The 19,247-nt window shown below is 71.0% G+C and carries 19 protein-coding genes; 5 read left to right on the top strand and 14 right to left on the bottom strand.

Annotated features, from left to right (window positions below):
- Positions 1-47: 47 nt before the first annotated feature.
- Complete coding sequence (locus tag ABT063_RS41220; RefSeq protein ID WP_351066085.1) at positions 48-2,342, bottom strand: non-ribosomal peptide synthetase; 2,295 nt, start codon at positions 2,340-2,342, stop codon at positions 48-50.
- Positions 2,343-2,357: 15 nt separating this feature from the next.
- A complete protein-coding gene (locus tag ABT063_RS41215) occupies positions 2,358-4,787 on the bottom strand; it encodes a Pls/PosA family non-ribosomal peptide synthetase (RefSeq protein ID WP_351066084.1) in 2,430 nt (809 codons plus the stop codon).
- Between the two features lie 409 nt (positions 4,788-5,196).
- Here ABT063_RS41215 and ABT063_RS41210 point away from each other — a divergent pair, with 409 nt between their 5' ends.
- Positions 5,197-6,348 carry a YihY/virulence factor BrkB family protein gene (locus ABT063_RS41210; RefSeq protein ID WP_351066083.1) on the top strand — a complete coding sequence of 384 codons (1,152 nt, stop codon included), beginning with the start codon at positions 5,197-5,199 and terminating at the stop codon, positions 6,346-6,348.
- A gap of 111 nt (positions 6,349-6,459) precedes the next feature.
- Here ABT063_RS41210 and ABT063_RS41205 read toward each other — a convergent pair whose 3' ends face one another.
- Entirely contained in the window at positions 6,460-7,299 is an 840-nt protein-coding gene (locus ABT063_RS41205; protein WP_502990991.1) for an NmrA family NAD(P)-binding protein, read from the bottom strand.
- Positions 7,300-7,391: 92 nt separating this feature from the next.
- On the opposite strand from ABT063_RS41205, the gene ABT063_RS41200 reads away from it, so the two are divergent.
- Entirely contained in the window at positions 7,392-8,327 is a 936-nt protein-coding gene (locus tag ABT063_RS41200; protein WP_351066079.1) for an AraC family transcriptional regulator, read from the top strand.
- A gap of 10 nt (positions 8,328-8,337) precedes the next feature.
- Positions 8,338-9,027: a helix-turn-helix domain-containing protein gene (locus ABT063_RS41195; RefSeq protein WP_351066077.1), complete on the top strand. Its 690-nt coding sequence runs from the start codon at positions 8,338-8,340 to the stop codon at positions 9,025-9,027.
- Here the strand turns inward: ABT063_RS41195 and ABT063_RS41190 are convergent.
- From ABT063_RS41190 to ABT063_RS41170, 5 genes are all read right to left on the bottom strand, one after another.
- Complete coding sequence (locus tag ABT063_RS41190; protein WP_351066075.1) at positions 9,007-9,411, bottom strand: VOC family protein; 405 nt, start codon at positions 9,409-9,411, stop codon at positions 9,007-9,009. The genes ABT063_RS41195 and ABT063_RS41190 overlap by 21 nt on opposite strands.
- Before the next feature lie 61 nt (positions 9,412-9,472).
- A complete protein-coding gene (locus ABT063_RS41185; protein WP_351066073.1) occupies positions 9,473-10,105 on the bottom strand; it encodes a VOC family protein in 633 nt (210 codons plus the stop codon).
- Between the two features lie 119 nt (positions 10,106-10,224).
- Positions 10,225-10,926, bottom strand: coding sequence for a hypothetical protein (locus tag ABT063_RS41180; protein ID WP_351066071.1), 702 nt, complete (start codon positions 10,924-10,926; stop codon positions 10,225-10,227).
- 48 nt (positions 10,927-10,974) lie between these two features.
- On the bottom strand, positions 10,975-11,472 hold the full coding sequence (locus tag ABT063_RS41175) for a VOC family protein (RefSeq protein WP_351066069.1): 498 nt from the start codon (positions 11,470-11,472) through the stop codon (positions 10,975-10,977).
- A 38-nt stretch (positions 11,473-11,510) separates the two neighbouring features.
- Positions 11,511-12,074 (bottom strand): DoxX family membrane protein, encoded by a 564-nt coding sequence (locus ABT063_RS41170; RefSeq protein ID WP_351066067.1) that lies wholly within the window; start codon positions 12,072-12,074, stop codon positions 11,511-11,513.
- Between the two features lie 152 nt (positions 12,075-12,226).
- Between ABT063_RS41170 and ABT063_RS41165 the strand changes: the two genes are divergently transcribed.
- Positions 12,227-12,886, top strand: a complete 660-nt coding sequence (locus tag ABT063_RS41165; protein WP_351066065.1) for a ThuA domain-containing protein — start codon at positions 12,227-12,229, stop codon at positions 12,884-12,886.
- 209 nt (positions 12,887-13,095) lie between these two features.
- Positions 13,096-13,635: a peptidoglycan-binding domain-containing protein gene (locus ABT063_RS41160; RefSeq protein ID WP_351066064.1), complete on the top strand. Its 540-nt coding sequence runs from the start codon at positions 13,096-13,098 to the stop codon at positions 13,633-13,635.
- A 32-nt stretch (positions 13,636-13,667) separates the two neighbouring features.
- Here the strand turns inward: ABT063_RS41160 and ABT063_RS41155 are convergent, their stop codons facing one another.
- From ABT063_RS41155 to ABT063_RS41135, 6 genes are all read right to left on the bottom strand, one after another.
- Positions 13,668-14,096, bottom strand: a complete 429-nt coding sequence (locus tag ABT063_RS41155) for a helix-turn-helix domain-containing protein (protein WP_351066062.1) — start codon at positions 14,094-14,096, stop codon at positions 13,668-13,670.
- 175 nt (positions 14,097-14,271) lie between these two features.
- Complete coding sequence (locus ABT063_RS52430; RefSeq protein WP_502990990.1) at positions 14,272-14,550, bottom strand: DUF6980 family protein; 279 nt, start codon at positions 14,548-14,550, stop codon at positions 14,272-14,274.
- Positions 14,551-14,611: 61 nt separating this feature from the next.
- On the bottom strand, positions 14,612-15,655 hold the full coding sequence (locus ABT063_RS41150) for a LacI family DNA-binding transcriptional regulator (protein ID WP_351066060.1): 1,044 nt from the start codon (positions 15,653-15,655) through the stop codon (positions 14,612-14,614).
- Positions 15,656-15,842: 187 nt separating this feature from the next.
- Positions 15,843-17,459 carry a glycoside hydrolase family 43 protein gene (locus ABT063_RS41145; RefSeq protein WP_351066059.1) on the bottom strand — a complete coding sequence of 539 codons (1,617 nt, stop codon included), beginning with the start codon at positions 17,457-17,459 and terminating at the stop codon, positions 15,843-15,845.
- Positions 17,456-18,361 (bottom strand): carbohydrate ABC transporter permease, encoded by a 906-nt coding sequence (locus ABT063_RS41140; RefSeq protein WP_351066057.1) that lies wholly within the window; start codon positions 18,359-18,361, stop codon positions 17,456-17,458. The genes ABT063_RS41145 and ABT063_RS41140 overlap by 4 nt, the downstream gene beginning before the upstream one ends.
- Entirely contained in the window at positions 18,361-19,245 is an 885-nt protein-coding gene (locus ABT063_RS41135; RefSeq protein WP_351066055.1) for a carbohydrate ABC transporter permease, read from the bottom strand. The genes ABT063_RS41140 and ABT063_RS41135 overlap by 1 nt, the downstream gene beginning before the upstream one ends.
- Positions 19,246-19,247: the final 2 nt, after the last annotated feature.

Below are 19,247 nucleotides of genomic sequence, written 5' to 3'. Positions count from 1 at the left end.
TGCGGTCGAACTCAGTCGTGCGGTGGAACTCAGCGGCGCAGTGGAACTCAGCCGTGCGGTCGAGCCGTGTCGAGCAGCCCCGCCAGGTCCGCGAGGACCGGACGGCGGGTGACGTCCTGAAGGGTGATCGCCCGGTCCAGGGCGATCGCCAGCCTCACGGCGGCCAGCGAGGTGCCGCCGCGGTCGAAGAAGTGGTCGAGGCGGCCGATCCGGTCCGCGGGGATGCCGAGCACCTCGGCCCAGGCGGCCGCCATCCGCCGCTCGCCCGGCGTGGCGGGAGCGTCCTTGCCCGCGTCCAGGGCGTGTGTCGAAAGTGGCGTCGTCCGCCCGGAGGGCGGGCCGGGCGGCGTCCGGTGCGTGCTCTCGGCGTGCCGGGCGGAAGCCCTCGTACTGGATGTACTTGGGCTTTCGCCCGGTGCGGCGAGTGGGGGCACCTCCCGCGCCCTTGAGGCAGCGGGGGAGCGTGCCAGGCGTCGGCCGGCAGGCGCCACTTTCGACACAGGCCCTGGTTCCTCGGCGAGCGCGGTGAGCGTCCTGCGGTCGGTCTTGCCGTTGGCGGTCAGCGGCAGTGCCTGCCGCCAGTGGACGACCGAGGGCACCATGTACGCGGGCAGCGACGCGGCCAGGCGCTCCCGCACCCCGTCCGCGCCGACCGGCTCCGGGCCGGTGCAGAACGCCACCAGCTGTGCGCCCCGGACGACGACCACCGCGCCGTCCCGGACGCCGGGGACCCGCAGCAGCGCGTTCTCGATCTCGCCGATCTCGATCCGGAAGCCCCGGATCTTCACCTGGCCGTCCCGCCGCCCCAGGAACTCCAGCTTCCCGTCGGGCAGCCAGCGCCCGTGGTCCCCGCTGCGGTACAGCCGCTCGCCGGGTCGGTACGGGTCCTCGGTGAAGGCCGCCGCGGTCCGCTCGGGATCGTTGACGTACCCGCGCCCGACACAGACCCCGGAGAACACGATCTCGCCGGGCGCCCCCAGCGGCACGGGCCTCAGCCGCTCGTCGACGACGTACACCCGCACGTTGGCGATCGGCCGCCCGAGCGGCACCCGTTCCCCGTCCGGCACCCGGTCCATCACCTCGTGGTTGGTGTCGTCGCAGGTCTCCGTCAGCCCGTACGCGTTGACCAGCGGGATCCCGGGCCGAGCGGTGAACCAGCGCTGCACCAGCTCCTTCTTCACCGCCTCCCCGGTGACGGACACACAACGCAGATCCGGCAGCTCACGCGGCCGCCGGGCCAACTCGGCCAGTACGGCTTCCAGATACGACGGCACGACCTGGAGCACGTTGACCCGGCCCCGCTCCACCGTGTCCACGAACCGGGCCACGTCCAGCACGGTCTCCTGCTCCACCAGCAGGGTCCGCCCGCCGACCAGCGGCGCCGCCACCAGCTGCCACAGGGAGATGTCGAAGCACTGCGGCGCGGTCTGCGCGACCACGTCCCCGGCGCCGATCCCGAGGTCGTCGAGCTTGGCGAGCACGTGGTTGAGGAAGCCGGCGTGCTCGCACATGGCCCCCTTGGGCTCGCCGGTGGAGCCGGAGGTGAAGTAGATGTAGGCGAGTTGGTCCGCCGAGACGGGGACGCCGAGATTGGCGTCCGGGTGTCCCTCGGTGTAGGCCGCGTCCACGAACAGGGCCGTCCGGTCGAGCGCGGCGGCACTGCCGCGCTCGGTCAGGACGAGCTCGCAGCCCGCCCGGTCCAGCGTCGCCGTGATGCGCCCGGCCGGGAAGTGCGGCTCGACCGGCAGATACACCCCGCCCGCCTTGAGGACGGCCAGCACGGCCGCCATCCAGTCCAGGTTCCGCTCCATCACCACGGCGACGACACCCTCGCCGCGCAGCCCGCGTGCCAGCAGCGCCCGCCCCAACTGGTTCGCCCGGGCGTTGAGTTCGCCGTACGTCCACTGCCGCTCACCTTGCACGGCCGCCACGGCATCCGGATCAGCCGCCACCCGCCCCTCGAACAACTCGTGGACCCGGCGGTCGGGCAGTTCGCGGTGCGGCCCGGCCAACTCGTCGATCTGGAACCGGAGTTCGGCCTCGGACACCAGACTCCGTCGCTCCGGGTCGGCGAGGGCGGTCAGGTGGTAGCCCGCGATGCGGGCGGCGGCCTCGGCGTCCAGAACGTCGGTGCGGTACCGCAGCCGCAGGATGCCGTCCGTGATGTTCACGTCCAGCCCGGTGCCCTCGCCGGATATGTCCTCGCCGGACAGCGCGGCGAGGACCTTGCCGTGGGCGGCCGACAGAGCGGCGGGCTCCGCCACCACACCCTCCGGCAGCGGCACTTCGTACTCCGCCCGACCCGGTACCGGATCAAGCGTCCAGCGCGGAATTGTCTCCATGACTGTGCTCCCCCTTCACGCGTGCCGCGGCGCGACCGCCGGATTCCCGCCCCAGTACGCCCCCGGCGGCATCTCCTCGCCCTTCATCAGGAAGGAGTCGGGGGCGAGGACGGCGCCGTCCCCCATCGCGACGCCGTAGTGCACCAGCGCGCCGACCTGGAGCGTGCAGCCGGCGCCGATCGTGATGTGCTCGGACTTGAAGGTGCCGTCCTCCTGGGAGTGGGCCTGCACCTTGGTGTGGGCGGCCAGCGTGCAGTCGTCGCCGATCGCGGTGAGCGTGCGCTCGGTGATGACGCAGCCGTCGTCGAAGACCCGGCGGCCCAGCCGGACGCCCAGCAGCCGCCAGACCACGTTCTTGAACGGCGTCCCGTTGAGCACGACGAGGTGCCGGTCGGGCACCTTCCACAGCCGCTCGTGCCACCAGAAGTACGGCTCGTAGATCGAGCACAGTTGCGGGCGCAGCGCGCGGAACCGCCCGATCAGCCGCTCCACCAGGACGTAATAGCCGACGGTGAACACCAGGCCCACGATCAGGGTGGCGCCGATCAGCAGGCCGCCGACGGTGCCACGGCCGTCGTGGAGATCGACGGCGACGAAGCCGAGCACGGTGAGCGCGAACCAGTGCAGCCACCGGACGAACAGGAACAGCCCCATCGAGCCGAGGTTGTAGCGGTTCTTCGCGGCCAGGCGGCGGCGCAGCTCGTCACCCTCGCGCAGATGGTCGAAGCGGCTGTCGCGCTCCACCGAGCGCGGGATCTCGAAGCAGGGCGAGCCGAGCAGGCCCACGTTCTCGCGGACTTCGCCGTCGAGCGGGACCATCACCTTGGTCGCCAGCAGACAGTTGTCGCCGGTGCGGCCGCCCGCGGGGTAGGCGATGTGGTTGCCGAGGAAGTTGCGCGGCCCGATCGTGGCGCGCGAGACGCGGAAGGACGTACCGGAGAAGTCGGCGTTCACGATCGACAGCCCGTCGGCGACCATCGTGCCGCTTCCCACGGTGACCAGGTACGGCGTCTCGTGCCGCACCTCCGTGCCGAAGTTGGATCCGGTCTGCTCGACCTGTGAGAGGTCGTAGCCGAGGGTCCGCAGGTAGGGAACGATGTACGAGCTGTCGCCGCACAGCCACTTGAAGAAGCGGATGTTGGTCAGGCGGGCGACGGCGCGCTGCACCGAGTAGTGGAAGCCGTACAGCGGGTAGACCCGGTCGGGGCGCAGGAACGGTTTCAGCAGGCGCGGGAGCAGGGTCACGGCGGCGAGGCCGAGGACGACGTAGGCCGCGAACAGGGCGAGGGACAGGGCGAGCGCCTCGGCGAGGAAGCGGGCCGTGGACAGGTCCTGGGAGGCCTTGTCGAGCGCGGGTACGAGCGTGATCAGCAGGTGGGCGCCCCCGACGGCGAGCGGGACGTACAGCAGGAGCGTCTGGAGCAGGGCGGCCAGGGCGTAGGCGCACCGGCGGGCGGTCGAGCAGGGCGCCGGAGGGACCCGGACGTGGTCGACGTCCGTGGGCTGGGCGGGGGAGCCGTGCCACCGCTGCCCGGCCGGGACCGCGAGGCCGCCGTACAGGGCGGAGGAGTGGCCGAGCCGGGCGCCGTCGCCCATCGAGGTGCCGATGTCGAGGACGGTCTGCTCGCCGACGTGGACTCCGCTGCCGAGGGTCACGGGGCCGGTGCGGATCCGGCCGGCCCGCGCCTGGTAGCACAGGAAGTGGCAGTCCTTGCGGATCACCGAGCCGGCGCCGACGGTCAGCAGGTCGGTGCAGACCGGCACCGAGCGGGAGAGGATCGTGACACCCGCGCCGATCCGCGCGCCCAGCGCCCGCAGGTACAGCACGTACAGCGGGTTGCCGGCGAACAGGACCATCGGGCTGGCGTGCAGCAGCGCCCTGACGGTCCAGAAGCGGACGTACGCCAGGCTCCAGACCGGGAACTCCGCCTTCTTCCAGCGCCCGACGAGCACCCACTTCGCCCCCACCGGCAGGACGCACGCGCCGACGAACAACGCGCCGCCGAAGACCACGGAGCGCGAGTAGAGCCCGGCCACACCGTCCCCCGCGGACACCCATGCGTACCCCCGGGCGGTGACCGTCCCGGCGAGCAGGCAGTAGACGGCGAAGACGGCGAGCTGCAGCGTCCCGCACAGGACGTAACGCGCCGTGCTGCCCGGCTCGGGACGTTCCGCCGCGACCGCCACCGTGGCACCGCCGGCCGGCGTCTCGGCGAGCGCCGCCGCCAGTCGGCGGATCGTCGGATGGCCGTAGACGTCCCTCATGGACACCGACGGCAGGTCGGGGCGTTTTCTGACCCGGGCGCAGAAATGGGCCATCACCAGCGAGTTCGCGCCGAGGTCGTCGAAGAAGTGGCTGTCGACCGGTATGTGTTCCCTGCGTACGACACCGGCCAGCACCTCGGCGAGAACGCTTTCGGTGCCGGCGCCTTGATTTCCCCCCACGGGCGCTCCCTGATGGTGTTCCTGGTGCGTCGAACATGAAATGAGAGAAAAGAAAACGAAGGAGAAATGTGATGCCCGCGAGAAAGGAGTGGAGCGCAACGTATACGGCTCAAATTCTTTCGGCACGTTCATGAACGGTTCAAGGGCGTTTCAGTCATTGACGCTTTTCCGACGGCGCACGCCGAATCGCTCGGCTCGACGCACGGTTCCGCTTTCCGTGCGACCGGGGAACTCACCGAAATGCCGGTGTAATGCGCTGGCGCCGGTTCCGTTTTCTCCTGCCGAACATTTCGGCCAACGCGGACATGACAGAAAAATGGTTCGATTTACACTCGGGCGAGTGGACGCATTCTCGAGGAACGGGCACCGGGAGATGAGCGCTGCCAGGCACGACGGATACCGTTGGGTCGTGCAGCCAGCAAGTGAATCCCCTCAACCACCCTCCGGCCGCCTCCACCGGGCGCGTGCCCTCTACCGGAACGTCTCGAAGCGCAGGACCGCCTGGCTGTTGCTCAAGGACACCGTCAACTCCTGCATCGAGTACCGCATCCTCGGCCTGGCGGCCGAGGCCGCGTTCTTCACGCTGCTGTCCGTGCCGCCGCTGCTGCTCAGCATGATCGGGCTGCTCGGCTACGTCGACGACTGGACCGGCGCCGACACCATCGCGAGCCTGGAGACCAACATCCTGGAAGCCTCGCGCACGATCCTGTCCGACAAGGGCGTGACACAGATCGCCCAGCCGATCCTGCACGACGCGATGAAGGGCGGCCGGCCCGACGTCATCTCCATCGGCTTCCTGTTCGCCCTGTGGTCCGGCTCCCGCGCGGTGAACGTCTTCATAGACACCATCACCGTGATGTACGGCCTCGACGGCGTCCGGGGCATCGTCAAGACCCGCCTGATGGCCTTCCTGCTCTTCATCGTGGCCCTGCTGATCGGCTCGATCGCGCTGCCGCTGATGGTGGCGGGGCCGGACGCGGTCGTGAACATCGTGCCGTGGTCGACGACCGTCGTACAGGTGCTCTACTGGCCCGTCGTCATCGTGCTGTCCATCGTCTTCCTGACGACGCTGTACCACGTGTCCGTGCCCGTGCGCTCCCCGTGGATCGAGGACGTGCCCGGCGCCCTGGTCGCCCTCGGCATGTGGGTGCTCGGCAGCTTCCTGCTGCGCATCTACCTCACCAACACCGTCGAGGGCCCCACCATCTACGGCTCCCTGGCCGCGCCCGTCGCCGTCCTGTTGTGGATCGGCGTCTCCGCCTTCGCCGTCCTCGTCGGGGCCGCCGTCAACGCCGCCATCGACCGGGTCTGGCCGGCCGCCGCCACGGCCGCGGCCCGTGCCGCCAACGAACGCCTGCGCGAGGCCCAGGTCGCCGAGTACGTCGCCCGAGCGGCCGCGGCGCGGGAGACCGACCCCGACGACCCCGACGACCCGGACATGCCGTCGGAGTTCCCGGAGCGGTGGTCGAGGTTCTTGCCGCCGGAGGATGTGACGTCACGGATCAGGCCTCCGGCGAAGAACGGGACAAAGCAGGGGGACGACTCAGCACCGGGTGAGTGAGTGCTGCAGGGGCGCGGGGCTGTATCGATTTGCGGCTCCGCCGCGTGGGCGCGACCAACCACGCACAACCCGCGGCCCGCAGGCAACCCGCACCCCTGACGGCGCTCCCCGCTAGACCTCCCACGTCCCCTCTGCCGCGGCCTGCCTCGCAAACTCCCCAAAGTCCCGCGGCTCACGCCCGAGCACCTGACGCACCTCGTCGGTGGCATGCGCATTACGCCCATCCAGCGTGTCCTCGAACACCTCCACCAGCGCCTCCACCTCCTCCGCCGGCACCCCGAACCCGGCCAGCGTCTCCCCATACGCCCGCGCAGGGACCGGCGTGTAAGCACATTTCGTGCCGACCGCCTCGGAGATCTCCCCGACCGCCTCCCGCCAGGTCAGCGACCGCGCCCCCGTGAGCTCCAGCGTCCGCCCCGCATACCGCTCCCCGGACGTCAGCACCGCCACGACGACATCCGCGATGTCCCGCACGTCGACGAAGGGCTCCCGCACCTCACCGCCCGGGAACACCAGCTCGCCCTGCCGCAGCCCCTCCACCAGCGGACCCTCGCTGAAGTTCTGCATGAACCACGAGGCCCGTACGACCGTCCAGTCCGCGCCCGACGACTTCAGCGCCTCCTCGGCCGGCACCGCCAGCTCCGCGCCGCGCGCCGACAGCAGCACCAGCCGTCGTACCCCGAGCCCGACCGCCTCCCGGGCGATGGCCCCGACCGCCTCGGCGGCCGCGGGGGCGCCGACGTCGGACGGGAACACGAGGTACGCCGCGTCGGCGTCCCGCAGGGTCCTGGCCCACGTCGTCGGGTCCTCCCAGTCGAAGCCCCGGGCGCGGGACGCGGGCCGCACCGTGAGTCCCGCCGCCGCGGCGGCCCGGGCCACGCGACCGCCCGTACGCCCCGAGGCGCCGGTCACCACCACCGTCATGTCCTGAGTGCTCACTGTGTTCGCCATGTTCTCCGTCATGCCTCCAGTCAACGGCCGCACGCCCCAACGGCCCATCGCTGAACGGCTCATTCCCATGCGCGGGCGTCTACGCTGGCGCCATGGACGTACTCGCAGGCCTCCTGGAGGGCCCTCGAGCACGGGGCGCCTTCATGATCCGCGCGTGTTTCGAGCCGCCGTGGGCGGTGCGCGTGGAGGACCGGGCGCCGCTGACGGTCATGCTCATGGTCCGCGGCGACGCCTGGATCGTCCCGGACACGGGGGAGCGGGTCCGGCTGCGGGCCGGCGACCTCGCCATCGCGCGCGGCCCGGCCCCGTACACCTGCGCCGACGACCCCGGCACGGCCCCGCAGGCGCTGATCCTGCCGGGCGGCGTCTGCAGCCACCCCGACGGCCGGGACCTGAACGGCTCCATGGATCTCGGCGTCCGCACCTGGGGCGACCGGCTGGACGGCTCCACGGTCGTGCTGATCGGCACGTATCAGATGGAGGGCGAGATCAGCGGCCGGCTGCTGGACGCGCTGCCGCCGCTGCTCTCCCTCACCGACGACGTGTGGCAGTGCCCGCTCACCCCGCTCCTGATGGAGGAGATCGTGCGGGACGAACCGGGCCAGGAGGTAGTCCTGGACCGGCTGCTCGACCTGCTGGTCATCGCCGCGCTCAGGGCCTGGTTCTCCCGCCCGGAGGCGGAGCCGCCCGCCTGGTACGCGGCGCTCGCGGACCCCGTGGTCGGCCGGGTGCTGCGCCTGGTGCAGGACGATCCCGCCCACCCCTGGACGGTGGCCTCGCTCGCCACCAAGGCCGGGGTGTCCCGGGCCGCGCTGGCCCGCCGCTTCACGGATCTCGTGGGCGAGCCCCCGATGACGTACCTCACCGGCTGGCGCCTCGCCCTCGCCGCGGACCGTCTGCGCGACACGGACGACACGCTTGACGCGATCGCCCGCCAGGTGGGCTACGGCAGTGCGTTCGCGCTGTCCAGCGCCTTCAAGCGGGTGTACGGGGTGAGCCCGCAGGAGCATCGGACGCGAGCGGCGTAGCCTGGCGTACGTGTACGCGGAGAGGCCTTCCCGTCTGGCGGGCGCGGTCGTCTGGACGAACACCCCGTCCGGGACCGTCTCCGGGCGCGTCCTGCCCGACGGCTGCATGGACCTGCTGTGGAAAGAGGGACGACTGCTCGTCGCCGGGCCCGACACGCGCGCGTACGTCACCGAGGGCGGCCCGAGCAGCTGGGCGGGCGTCCGTTTCCACCCGGGCACCGCGCCCGCGCTCCTGGGCGTGCCGGCGCACGAACTGCGCGACCGGCGGGTGGACTTGGCCGACCTGTGGCCCGCCTCGGAGGTGCGGCGGATCACCGCGCAGGTGAACGCGGCCGCCGAGCCGGCGAGCGGCCTCGAAGAGGTGGCGCTGCGGTGGGCCTCCGGCGCCGGACCCTTCGACCCGCTGCTGCGGCACCTGGTGGCCGCCCTCGACGCGGGCCGCCCCGTCGCCGCGACCGCCGACGAACTCGGCCTGGGCGCCCGCCAGTTGCACCGCCGCTCACTGGCCGCCTTCGGCTACGGTCCCAAGACGCTGGCCCGGGTGCTGCGGCTGCGGCGCGCCCTCGCCCTGGCCCGTGCCGGGGTGCCCTTCGCGGACACGGCGGCGCGGACCGGGTTCGCCGACCAGGCTCATCTGGCCCGGGACGTACGGGAGTTGGCGGGCATGCCGTTGGGCGAGCTACTGGGCCGCACCGGGTAGCGGCGCGAACAGGTCGACGCCGTTGCCGTCGGGGTCGAGCAGGCTCGCGTACCGCTGTCCCCAGTCGGCGTCCCACGGCTTGAGCTCGCCGTGGTACCCCGCGCCCACCATCTCCTCGTACACGGAGTCGACCTCGGCCGGACTCGCGCACAGCAGGGCCAGCGAGGTGCGCCCGCCCCCGGTCGGCGGCTGCCACTCCGGCAGGAACGAGCGGACGGTCTCCTCGCTGTCGAGCATCAGACGCAGCCCGCCCGGCAGTTCGGCCTCGGCGTGCGGCAGCTCCTCGGCGCCCTCCGGGAAGGCGAATCCGAGGCGGCGGTAGAAGGTGACGGAGGCGGCCATGTCGGAGGCCACCATGCCGATCGCATCGAATCGTGGAGTCATGCGGCCACCGTAGGCAGGGGCGCGCCGACCCGTCTTGAAGAAATCGGACGCCTCCCGCCGCTCACCCGAAGGTCATGGGCCCGTTCGGCGAGTCGACGGTGAAGGAGATCCCGACCGGTCCGGCGGTGAGGGCGAGCGAGGTGCCGACGGCGGACAGCAGGGGACGGATCTCGTCCGGGTCGGGGGCGCTCGCGGAGACCGCGAGCAGGGGAGTGGCCGGCAGGTCCGACGAGGTCGGGTGGGCCGAGGCACCCCAGTCGATGAGGAACGGCACCAGGCCCGAGGGATGCGCGGTGTCCCCGTCGGTCAGGCGCCACTCCAGCAGGGTGCCGTCCGGTCTGCGGCGGCTCATCGGGTGCACGTGGCCAGGGTCGTAGCCCTGCGCCCGAGCCGCCTCGACCGCCGCGTCCAGATCGGGCGGACTGATCGCCCAGGTCACCGTCCGGGGCCCGGAGAGCGCGTCGACGTCGAAGGGCCGTGGCTGCCCGGGCGCGCTCTGCTCCGGATCGGGCCCGATGATCTCCAGGTAACGGCTGCCACCCAGGGACACCAGACAATTCCGGGTCCCGAGACCGACGTGCACACCGCCGGCAGCGGGCGTCACACCGGTACGCCGGGCGAAGTCGGCGACCGTCACCGCCAGATCGGGGGTGGCGAGAACGAGGTGGTCCAGCAGCGCGGGGATGGCATTCATGGCCGCCGAGGCTACGCGCCGCACGCTCGGGGTGTACACGCACGGAAAACGGATCGGGGTCGCGGGGGAGTACAGCGGCACACCTCCCGCGACCTCGTTCCGTCGGGGGGCTCGCGGTGCTACGGGGCGAAGTCGCCGATCACTTCGCTCATGTTGTAGCTGTACAGCTCACGCTTGCAGGCGGAGCACTTGCTGCTCGGCGCGTGCTCGCTCAGCGACCACAGCTGCGGTGCGAAACCGTCGCCACGGCCGTGCGCGAGGTACAGGTCTTCGGGACCGAAGGAACTCTGCAGCGCCTTCGCATTGCCGACGAGCTGAGTGGTGCCGTCGACGACGGTCGGTGTGGCCTGGAGCAGGCGGCCGTTGTCGTAGCCGTTGCTGCGGTGGAAGTACCACCTGCCCTCGTAGCGCATAGCGCCCTGGATCTTGTGCCAGAGGGCTTCACCGTTGAAGGTCGCGCCCGTGGGCAGACCGTAGGCGGCGTCCGCGTTGGCGGTCGTGCCGGGCGCGCCCTCCACGGCGGCGGTGAGGGCGGTCATCGGGTAGGTGCCGACCCGGCCGGGGCTGGTACCGCCGTTGTTGGTGTTGCAGTACTCACCGAGAACCAGGTGGTCCGTGCCGGTTCGGTCCAGGGAGATGTAGGACGCCTTCGGGCGGGCGGTGGCGTAGCACTGGTTGCCGCTGGTGTCGCCGGTGGTCCTGGACGCGGTGAACTTGAGCGTGGCGACACGCGCTTTTTGTCGAGGACGTCGCTGACGAGGCCGTCGGGCGTCGGGTCGTTGACGTCGGCGTTGTTGTCCGGGTTGAGGTCCGTTCCGCACCGGTCGGTCGTCGCTGGACCGACACCGCGGAGATCCATCAGAAGGGCCCTAGGTGGCGGAGCCCGCCGCGGCCCCCGTCCTGAGGTCGGCGCCCCAGCGCGCGAGCTCTGCGGCGAGGTCGAGCGGACGGGGCCCCATGTCCTCGCCGGCCGGCCAGTCCTCGCGCGGCACCCGCCACATCACCTCGAACTCGTTGCTGTCGGGGTCCTTGGCGTAGAGGGACTTCGACATCCGGTGGTCGGACGAACCGACCAGCGCCCCGCGCTCGGTGAGCCGTCGTGCCGTCTCGGCGAGTTCCCCGAGCGTCCCGACCTCCCAGGCGAGGTGGTAGAGCCCGACCCCGCCCCGCTGCGGTCCCGGCGCCTGCGCGCCGAGCGCGAAGAGTCCGAGGTCGTGGTCGTTGGCGCTGTCCGGGGCCCGCAGGAAGGCGGCCCGGCCGGGGATCCGGTGCGCGGTGACGAAGCCGAGTACGTCGGTGTAGAACGCGGCGGCACGGTCGACGTCCCGGATGTAGAGGACGGCGTGGTTGAGCCGGCGTACGGACATGATGGGCCTCCTCCTTCCTCGCCCCTTACCGGGTGGCGCTAGTTGCGGACGAGCAGGACGGCACTGGCCGTCACGGCACCGAGTACCACCGCGGCGACTCCGTACGCGAGCCGGTGCGTGCGCAGTACGGGCAGGAAGCGGTCGGCGGCGATGCGGCCGGGCCCGGTCAACGCCAGCCCGGCGGCAGCGGCGGCCACCAGGACGTCGAGCTCCACGCCTCCGTCCTGGTCCATCATGAAGAATCCGCCGCTCCAGTTCACGGCCATCGCGTTGAGCATCGTGCCGAAGACGGCGGCCCCGGCCAGCGGAGTGAGCAGGCCGAGGGCGAGGCCCAGCCCGCCCAGGGTCTCGGTGAGCCCGGCGACGAGCGCCAAGGTCTTACCGGACGGGAAGCCGCTCAGCTCGAAGAACTGGCCGGTGCCTTCGAGGCCGCCGCCCCCGAACCAGCCGAACAGCTTCTGGGTGCCGTGTCCGACCAGGAGGAAACCCAGCGCGAGGCGCAGGAGCAGCAGTCCCGCGTCGTAGGCGTGCAGGGGGGCGTGCTTCTCGACGGTGGGGGAGAGGCCGACGGTGGAAGGGCGGGTGTCGAGCGTGGGGGTCACCGGGGCTGAGCCTTTCGTAGGGGTTTCCTGAGGCTGAAGTTGAAATTTCAAGCGTTCCGCTCCCCGACTGTAGCGATGCTTAAAAGTTAAAGCAAATTCGAGCCCTCGGCGGCCGTCGTGAACTGCGGATTCGCTCCTCTAGGCTCGGCGCCATGACCTCGCGACTCCTCGTCCACACGCGCACCACCGCCTACCGTCACGACTCGATCCCGGACGCCGTGGCCGCCGTCCGCACCCTCGGGGAGTTCGACGTCGAGCACACCGAGGACGCCGAAGCCCTGGAAGGGGTCCTGGACGCGTACGCGGCCGTCGTCTTCCTCTCCACCAGCGGCGAGGTCCTGACCCGGGCCGGGCGCGAGCGGTTGGCGGCGTACGTCGAGTCGGGCGGCGGGTTCGTCGGCGTCCACGCGGCGGCCTGCACGGAGTACGACTGGCCGTACTACGGCGAACTGCTCGGCGCCCGCTTCGCCCGGCACCCCGACTTCCAGCCGGGCAAGGCTCTCGTCGAGGACCGCGACCACCCGGCGACCCGGCACCTGCCCGCCGTATGGAACTTCACCGACGAGTGGTACGACTTCCGCACCAACCCCCGTGGCGCGGTACGGGTGTTGGCGTGCGCGGACGAGTCGTCGTACGACGGCGGCGGCATGGGCGACGACCACCCGCTGGTGTGGTGCCGCGAACAGGGACAGGGCCGCGTCTTCTACACGGCCCTCGGGCACTCCTCGGAGGCGTACGAGGACCCGGACTTCCGCGCCCACCTGCTCGGCGGGATCAACTGGGCGGCACGGCTGGGGGAGAGCGCGGGCTGACCGACGGAGGCTTCCGTCCCACCAGGTCCCCGTACGACCCGCCCTCGGCGGGGACGCCGCCGTACGCGGCGTGGATCGTCCCCCGCCGGTCCAGGTACGCCGTCAGGCCTCGCCGTGCCCACCGCGCGCTGTGACTCTTTGCCGTGCCAAGCGAAGCGAGCCGCCCCAGGGGGAACCACGGGGGTCGGCGGTTCGGAAAGGAAGACTGCATGAGCATGCGCAATCGGGCTGTCGCGACGGTGACGGCCGCGTTGCTGGTCGCCGGGGGCACCGCAACGGCCATGGCGCCGGCGGCGAGCGCCGCCCCGTACCACGGCATCGACGGCAGCGGCGCCGTCCACGACGACTGGAAGGACGAAGAGGACCTCAGCGTCGACGACTACGCCTCGAGCAACGCCACAGCCCTGTGGGAGACCGTCCTGTGGGCGGACGGTGCCCGGTACGAGGACGAGGACGGAGACCTGCACGCCTTCAAGAAGAGCCAGATCGACGGCTCGTTCGGCCCGGAGACCGAGTCAGCCACCCAGTGGTGGCAGGAGCACTTCGGTCTCCCGGAGGACGACGGCATCGTCAACGACGACGACTGGAAGGACGCCCAGAACCAGCTCCGCGGCCCGTACTCGGGCAACACCGTCGAGTACCGGGGCGCGGCCCGGGACGTCACCTTCAAGCGGGTCGGCGGCAAGTACCGGGTGAAGCTCAAGAACACCGGATCCTGGAAGAACGCGTACTACGACAAGGTCGGCTGAGCCGAATCCGGGCGGGGCGGGTGGCCGTGCGGTCACCCGCCCCTCGACGGCAGCGCCCACAGCAGCCCCGCCACCAGCAGCACGATGACGGCGAACGCCACCAGCGCCGCCGTCCGCCAATGCCGGTACTCGGCCCCGGGCGGCAGTGGCAGCGGCGGCGCGGCCTCCGGTGGCCCGGCGGGCACCATCGCGCCGCGCGGCCAGGTCGCGTCGGCCAGGTCCCACAGCGCCAGGAGCCGCGCCTGGTCCGCTCCCGCCACCCGGCACAGCGCGTGCACCGCTCCCCTCGGCGGCTGTTTGGTCCCGCTGAGATACCGCTGCCAGGACGATTTGCTGTACGCGGTCCGCCGAGCCAGTTCGGCAAGGCTCAGGCCCGTACGGTCCTTCAGCGCCCGCAGCTGCTCGACGAGATGCCGGGCCTCCCTCGGCAACGAGTCCGGCAGCGGCCGCCAACGTGTCATGCCCGTCCCCCCACCACTCGCCGCCGCCCCACCCCCGGACAACGGCCCCGCTCCCCGCCGCATCGTTCGACGCCCGGCCGTCCTGGCCAGTTCCACACCTCCGCTTATGACCGGAAGTGAGCGAATGCGGCGGTCAGTGGCACATACACGCGTCCGCCACAGCTACTGGACGGGATCAGCTGCCCGGCAGAGTCGGCGAGATGAACCAACGCGCGTCCTGGAACTCGGCCGGGATCTCGTCCTCCGACGGGTCGACGCCCCTGCGCTGCAACTCGTCGAACCAGTCGTCCGGTCGCGACCGAGGGAGCCGTCGGCCGCACCACGGGCAGAAGTCGATCGTGATGGACGAGCCGCCTCGGCCTGCGCTGCGACCGGCATGCCGACCCCTACGCCTGCCCGGACGGACGCGCTGATCGTGTTCAGCGCGAGGTTCCAGGAGTACAGCCTCATCCACGACGGCGGCACGGCGAGATCGACGCGTTCGAGGTGCTCGCCGGACCCTGACCCCGTGGGCTCTATCCGCGCGGCCCCGCCGTACTCGCCCGCTCCACCAACCGCGTCGACAGCTCCGTCCGCGTGCTCTCCGGGCGGTCACCCTGCATCATGCGGACCAGCAAGTGCAGGGCGGTGGCCGCCATTTCCGACAGGGGCTGGCGGACCGTCGTGAGGGACGGGGTGAGCCAGCGGGCCTCGGGGAGGTCGTCGAAGCCGACGACGCTCATGTCGTCCGGCACGGTCAGGCCGCGCTCGGCCAGTGCCTCGTAGACGCCCAGCGCCATGCGGTCCGAGCAGACGAAGACGGCCGTGGGCGGTTCGGGGAGGTCCAGGAGTTCCAGCATGCGGCGGCGGGCGATCGTTTCGTCGAAGCCCGCGTGGCGGATGTATTCGGGGTGGTGGCGGACCCCCGCCGACGCGAGCGCCGAGCGGTAGCCGGCGACCCGCGCGCTGCTGCACATCTTGCGTTGGTGTCCGGCGATCACGGCGATTCGCTCGTGGCCCAGCGAGAGCAGGTGCTCGGTCGCCGTCACGCCGCCGTGCCAGTTCGCCGCGCCCACCGACACCACGCCGGCCGGCGGTTCGAGCACCGGGTCGATCATCACGTACGGGATGCGGTGCTGGTCCAGCCAGGCGTACTGCGACTCCGTCAGCTCGGCCAGGTTGAACAGCACGCCGGACGAGCCGCGGGCGATGAGCTTGTCGAGCCAGCCGCGCTCCGGACGGCCGCTGCGCGTCCTGGTCAGCCCGGCCGACACCACCACCTCCAGGCCCACGTCGTGCGCAGCCGCCTCCACCCCGTGCAGCACCGCCCCCGACCAGGAACTGTCCAACGAGTGGACGACGAGGTCGACCAGGCCCGACGCCTTCGCCGCGTCGAAGCGGGGTCTGCGGACATAGCCGAGCCGGTCCAGCGCCTCCGTCACCCGGCGGCGGGTTTCGGGAGCGACGTCCTCCCGGCCGTTGACGACCTTGGAGGCAGTGGGCACGGAGACCCCCGCCTCGCGGGCCACGACCGCAAGGGTCGGCCCGGCCGTCACGCTCGCACTCCCCGTACGGACCATCGGGAACCACCTCTCCGGCCCGCCCGAGGGCCATGAAAAGTTTCGACCAGCGCTGCTTCCGCGGGTCGGGAGACCGAACGGATAGTAAGCGCTTCCTACCCTAGGTTCGCCGCAAGACCTCGGGAAGAGGCCGGACTTCGCAGGACTGCGCGGGCCCGCACTTTCGAAACTCCGAACAGGGATGGCGTCAGTCGGGCGTGCACTCCAGCCGGAAGCCCGTGAAGTCGGCCGTGAACGTCGCGTCGACCAGGTCCACGGCATGGATACCGGCCATCGACCCGGTGAAACGCAGCTTGGACCCGTAGTCGTCGGAGAGCTGGCTGAAGTCCAGCGCCGTCCCGACCGGCGTGCGCACCCCGTCCCGGACATACCAGAACCACGCCTCGGCGCCCTCGACCGTCACGCCGAGCGTCAGCGGCCCTTCCGCGTCGACGTCGACGACGGCCGCCTGTCGCGTGCCGAACTCCTCGCGCTCCACGAGGCTGAGCACCGTACGGCCCTCGCCCCGCCACTGCTGGCCGCGCTGCTCCTCGCCCTCGGGCTCCGCCCAGGTCAGGTCGAGGGCGAGATAGGCCTCCGTGTTGTACCAGAGGACCAGCCCGGCGGCCTGCGTGAACGTCCGCGGCCGTGCCTCGACGGTGACCTCGGCCTCCGTACGGTGCTCGGTGATCCGCTGGGCGAGCAGACTGTGTGCCCACCGCGACTCGGGTCCGTGCCGGCCGCGCAGCCGGATCCAGCCCGGGCGTGTGGTGGCGTCCGCCCAGGACGGGTCGGGGGCGGCGCGCAGGGTGCTCCACGGCCAGCCCAACGGATCGGCGGCATCGGTGAGGTGGGACGCGGACGGCTCCGGATCCGTCGGTACGGCGGCCTCGGCTTCCACCTCCACCTCCACCGACGGACGCGAACCCCCGTGCCGCATCCTCGGCCAGCCCGTCGCCGCGTCCCACCTCACCGCCTGGATCGCCGTCTCCCGGCCGAGCGTGCAGCGCGGGCCGTCGGGCGTGTGCAGCGGACGGGCCGCCAGGTGGCTCAACACCCAGTCACCGTCCGGCGTTCCCACCAGCTCGCCGTGCCCCGCCTTCTGCAACGGCAGCGACGGATCGTCCCGGGACGTCAGCAGCGGGCGGTCGTCGAGTTCGTACGGGCCGGTGAGCCTGCGGCTGCGGGCCACCAGCACGCCATGCTCGAAACCGGTTCCTCCTTCCGCCAGTACGAGGAAGTACCAGCCGGCGCGCTTCAGCAACTTCGGCCCCTCGACGAGCCGTTCGTGCTGGAGCAGCAGATGCGTGTCACCGACGGGAGCCAGCGTCTCCCGGTCCAGCTCCGCCACGACGATCCCGGCGAAGCGCCGGCCGCCCGGGCGGTGGTCGTTCTGGAGGTTGAGCAGCCACAACCTGCCCTCGTCGTGGAAGAGCGCGGGGTCGAAGCCGTGGCTCGCGATGCGACGCGGCGGGGTCCACTTACCGCCCACCTCCGTGGCCGTACTGACATAGGTGTCCGTGTCGAAGTACGGCGTGCCGACCGAGCGCACGATCGAGTAGACCACCCAGAACCGCTCACCGTCCCAGCTCAGCGACGGCGCCCAGATGCCGCCCGAGTCGGGGACACCGGCCAGCGAGTCGCCGGGGACCGCACCCTGGACGTGACCCGCGTACTCCCAGCGCTCCAGGTCCCGGGAGCGGTGGATCGGGATCGTCGGGAACCACTCGAAGGAACTGGTCGCCACGTAATACCAGTCGCCCACCCGCACCATGGACGGGTCCGGGGCGAACCCCCGGATGACGGGGTTGCGCAGCACGGTCACTTCAGCGCCCCCAGCGTCACGCCCGAACGCCAGTAGCGGCGCATCGCGACCATCATGATCGCCATCGGCACGATGGACAGCAGGGCGCCGGTCAGCACCAGGCTGGTCAGGTCGACGCCGGACTCCAGGCGCTTGCCGGACCAGTTGTACAGGCCCAGGTTCAGGGTCCAGTTCTCCTCGCCGCGCAGCACGGTGAGGGGGAGGAAGAAGGCGTTCCAGGTGTTGACGAAGGCCAGCAGGAAGACCGTGGCGCCACCCGTCGTCATCATCCGCAGCACGATGCTGAAGAAGATCCGCAGCTCGCCCGCGCCGTCGATACGGGCCGCCTCGAGCAGCTCGAAGGGGATCGTCGCCTCGGTGTACACCTTGGCCAGGTACACGCTGAACGGGTTGATCAGGCAGGGGATCAGCATCGCCCAGGGCGTGTCGACCAGGCCGATCTCCGAGAACAGCAGGTACAGCGGGAGCGTGAGCAGAGCGATCGGGATCAGGAACGAACCCACCACGCACGCGAACACCAGATTGCGGCCGGGGAAGTCGAAGCGGGCCAGGCCGTAGCCGGTGGCGAGGGCGAGCAGCGTGCCGCCGAGGGAGCCGACACCCGCGTACAGGAACGAGTTGGCCGTCCAGCGCAGGAAGATGCCGTCCTCGTACGTGAACAGCTGCTGCAGGTTGTCCCACAGGTGCCAGCCGGAGAACCACAGGCCGTTGGTCTGGTACAGACCCGTGCGGTCCTTGGTCGAGGCGACGATCAGCCACCACACCGGGAACAGGCTGTAGACACTGGCCAGCATCAGACCGACGAGGAGGAATCGCTGGCCGCCGCGTGAACGACTCGCCGGATCCGGCCTTCTCAGACGCCCGACCTGGTGCGTCTTCGTACGTTCTTCGGTGAGCGTCATCAGTCGGCCTCCTTCGAGGTGAGCCGGTAGAACAGGAAGGAGGCGACGCCGAGGATCAGGGCGAGCAGCACCGACAGGGAAGCGGCGTAGTGGTAGTTGCCGGCGTTGAACGCCTGGTTGTAGATGATCATGATCGGGGTGAAGCTGTCACTGACCGTCTGCGGGGTGATGTTCCGGAACAACGCCGGCTCGTTGAAGATCTGCAGCATCTGGATGATCGACAGCATGCCGGTCAGCACCAGCGCCCCCCGCACGTGCGGGATCTTGATGCTCAGCGCGATGCGCTTCTCGGAGGCGCCGTCCAGACGCGCGGCCTCGAACAGCTCGCGGGGCACGCCCTGGAGCGCCGAGTAGATGATCACCATGTTGTAGCCGATGCCGTGCCAGGTCAGCAGGTTGCCGATGGACGGCCACACCATCGAGGGGGCGAAGAAGTTCCAGTCGAAGCCGAACACCTCGCCCAGCGGCGTCAGCGGGCCGACGTCCGGGCTGTAGAGGTTGATCCACACGAGGGCGGCGACCACCCCGGGGATCATGTACGGCACCAGCAGCATGATGCGGAACCGGCTCGCCACCTTGGAGGTGAGCGCGTCCAGGAACAGCGCCATGAGGAGGCTGATGAGCAGCATCACCGGGATCTGCACGCAGGCGAACAGCACCACCCGCAGCACGGAGCCCATGAACGCCGAGTCGGTCAGACCCTGCTGGTAGTTGTCGAAGCCGACGAACTTCTCCGTCGAGCCGCCGAGCCCGAGCCCGGACTGCTGCACACGGAACAGCGACTGGTAGATGGCGTAGCCGATGGGGAGCAGGTAGAGGAAGACGAAGCCGAGCTGGAAGGGCACCGTGAAGGCGGCACCCTTCCAGCGCAGAGAGCGAATCATCG

The organism is Streptomyces sp. NPDC002838 (genome assembly GCF_040295365.1).
Lineage (GTDB): Bacteria > Actinomycetota > Actinomycetes > Streptomycetales > Streptomycetaceae > Streptomyces.
The sequence above is the reverse complement of the archived record's forward strand: the minus strand, read 5'-3'. Positions and strand labels throughout refer to the sequence as shown.

Bases quoted from the DNA above. Each gene is read 5' to 3' on its own strand.
- ABT063_RS41220 (WP_351066085.1), bottom strand. From the start codon at position 2,342: ATGGAGACAATTCCGCGCTGGACGCTTGATCCGGTACCGGGTCGGGCG.
- ABT063_RS41150 (WP_351066060.1), bottom strand. From the start codon at position 15,655: ATGGTCCGTACGGGGAGTGCGAGCGTGACGGCCGGGCCGACCCTTGCG.
- ABT063_RS41160 (WP_351066064.1), top strand. From the start codon at position 13,096: ATGAGCATGCGCAATCGGGCTGTCGCGACGGTGACGGCCGCGTTGCTG.
- ABT063_RS41200 (WP_351066079.1), top strand. From the start codon at position 7,392: ATGGACGTACTCGCAGGCCTCCTGGAGGGCCCTCGAGCACGGGGCGCC.
- ABT063_RS41175 (WP_351066069.1), bottom strand. From the start codon at position 11,472: ATGTCCGTACGCCGGCTCAACCACGCCGTCCTCTACATCCGGGACGTC.
- ABT063_RS41185 (WP_351066073.1), bottom strand. From the start codon at position 10,105: ATGAATGCCATCCCCGCGCTGCTGGACCACCTCGTTCTCGCCACCCCC.
- ABT063_RS41135 (WP_351066055.1), bottom strand. From the start codon at position 19,245: ATGATTCGCTCTCTGCGCTGGAAGGGTGCCGCCTTCACGGTGCCCTTC.
- ABT063_RS41205 (WP_502990991.1), bottom strand. From the start codon at position 7,299: ATGGCGAACACAGTGAGCACTCAGGACATGACGGTGGTGGTGACCGGC.
- ABT063_RS41165 (WP_351066065.1), top strand. From the start codon at position 12,227: ATGACCTCGCGACTCCTCGTCCACACGCGCACCACCGCCTACCGTCAC.
- ABT063_RS41190 (WP_351066075.1), bottom strand. From the start codon at position 9,411: ATGACTCCACGATTCGATGCGATCGGCATGGTGGCCTCCGACATGGCC.
- ABT063_RS41140 (WP_351066057.1), bottom strand. From the start codon at position 18,361: ATGACGCTCACCGAAGAACGTACGAAGACGCACCAGGTCGGGCGTCTG.
- ABT063_RS41155 (WP_351066062.1), bottom strand. From the start codon at position 14,096: ATGACACGTTGGCGGCCGCTGCCGGACTCGTTGCCGAGGGAGGCCCGG.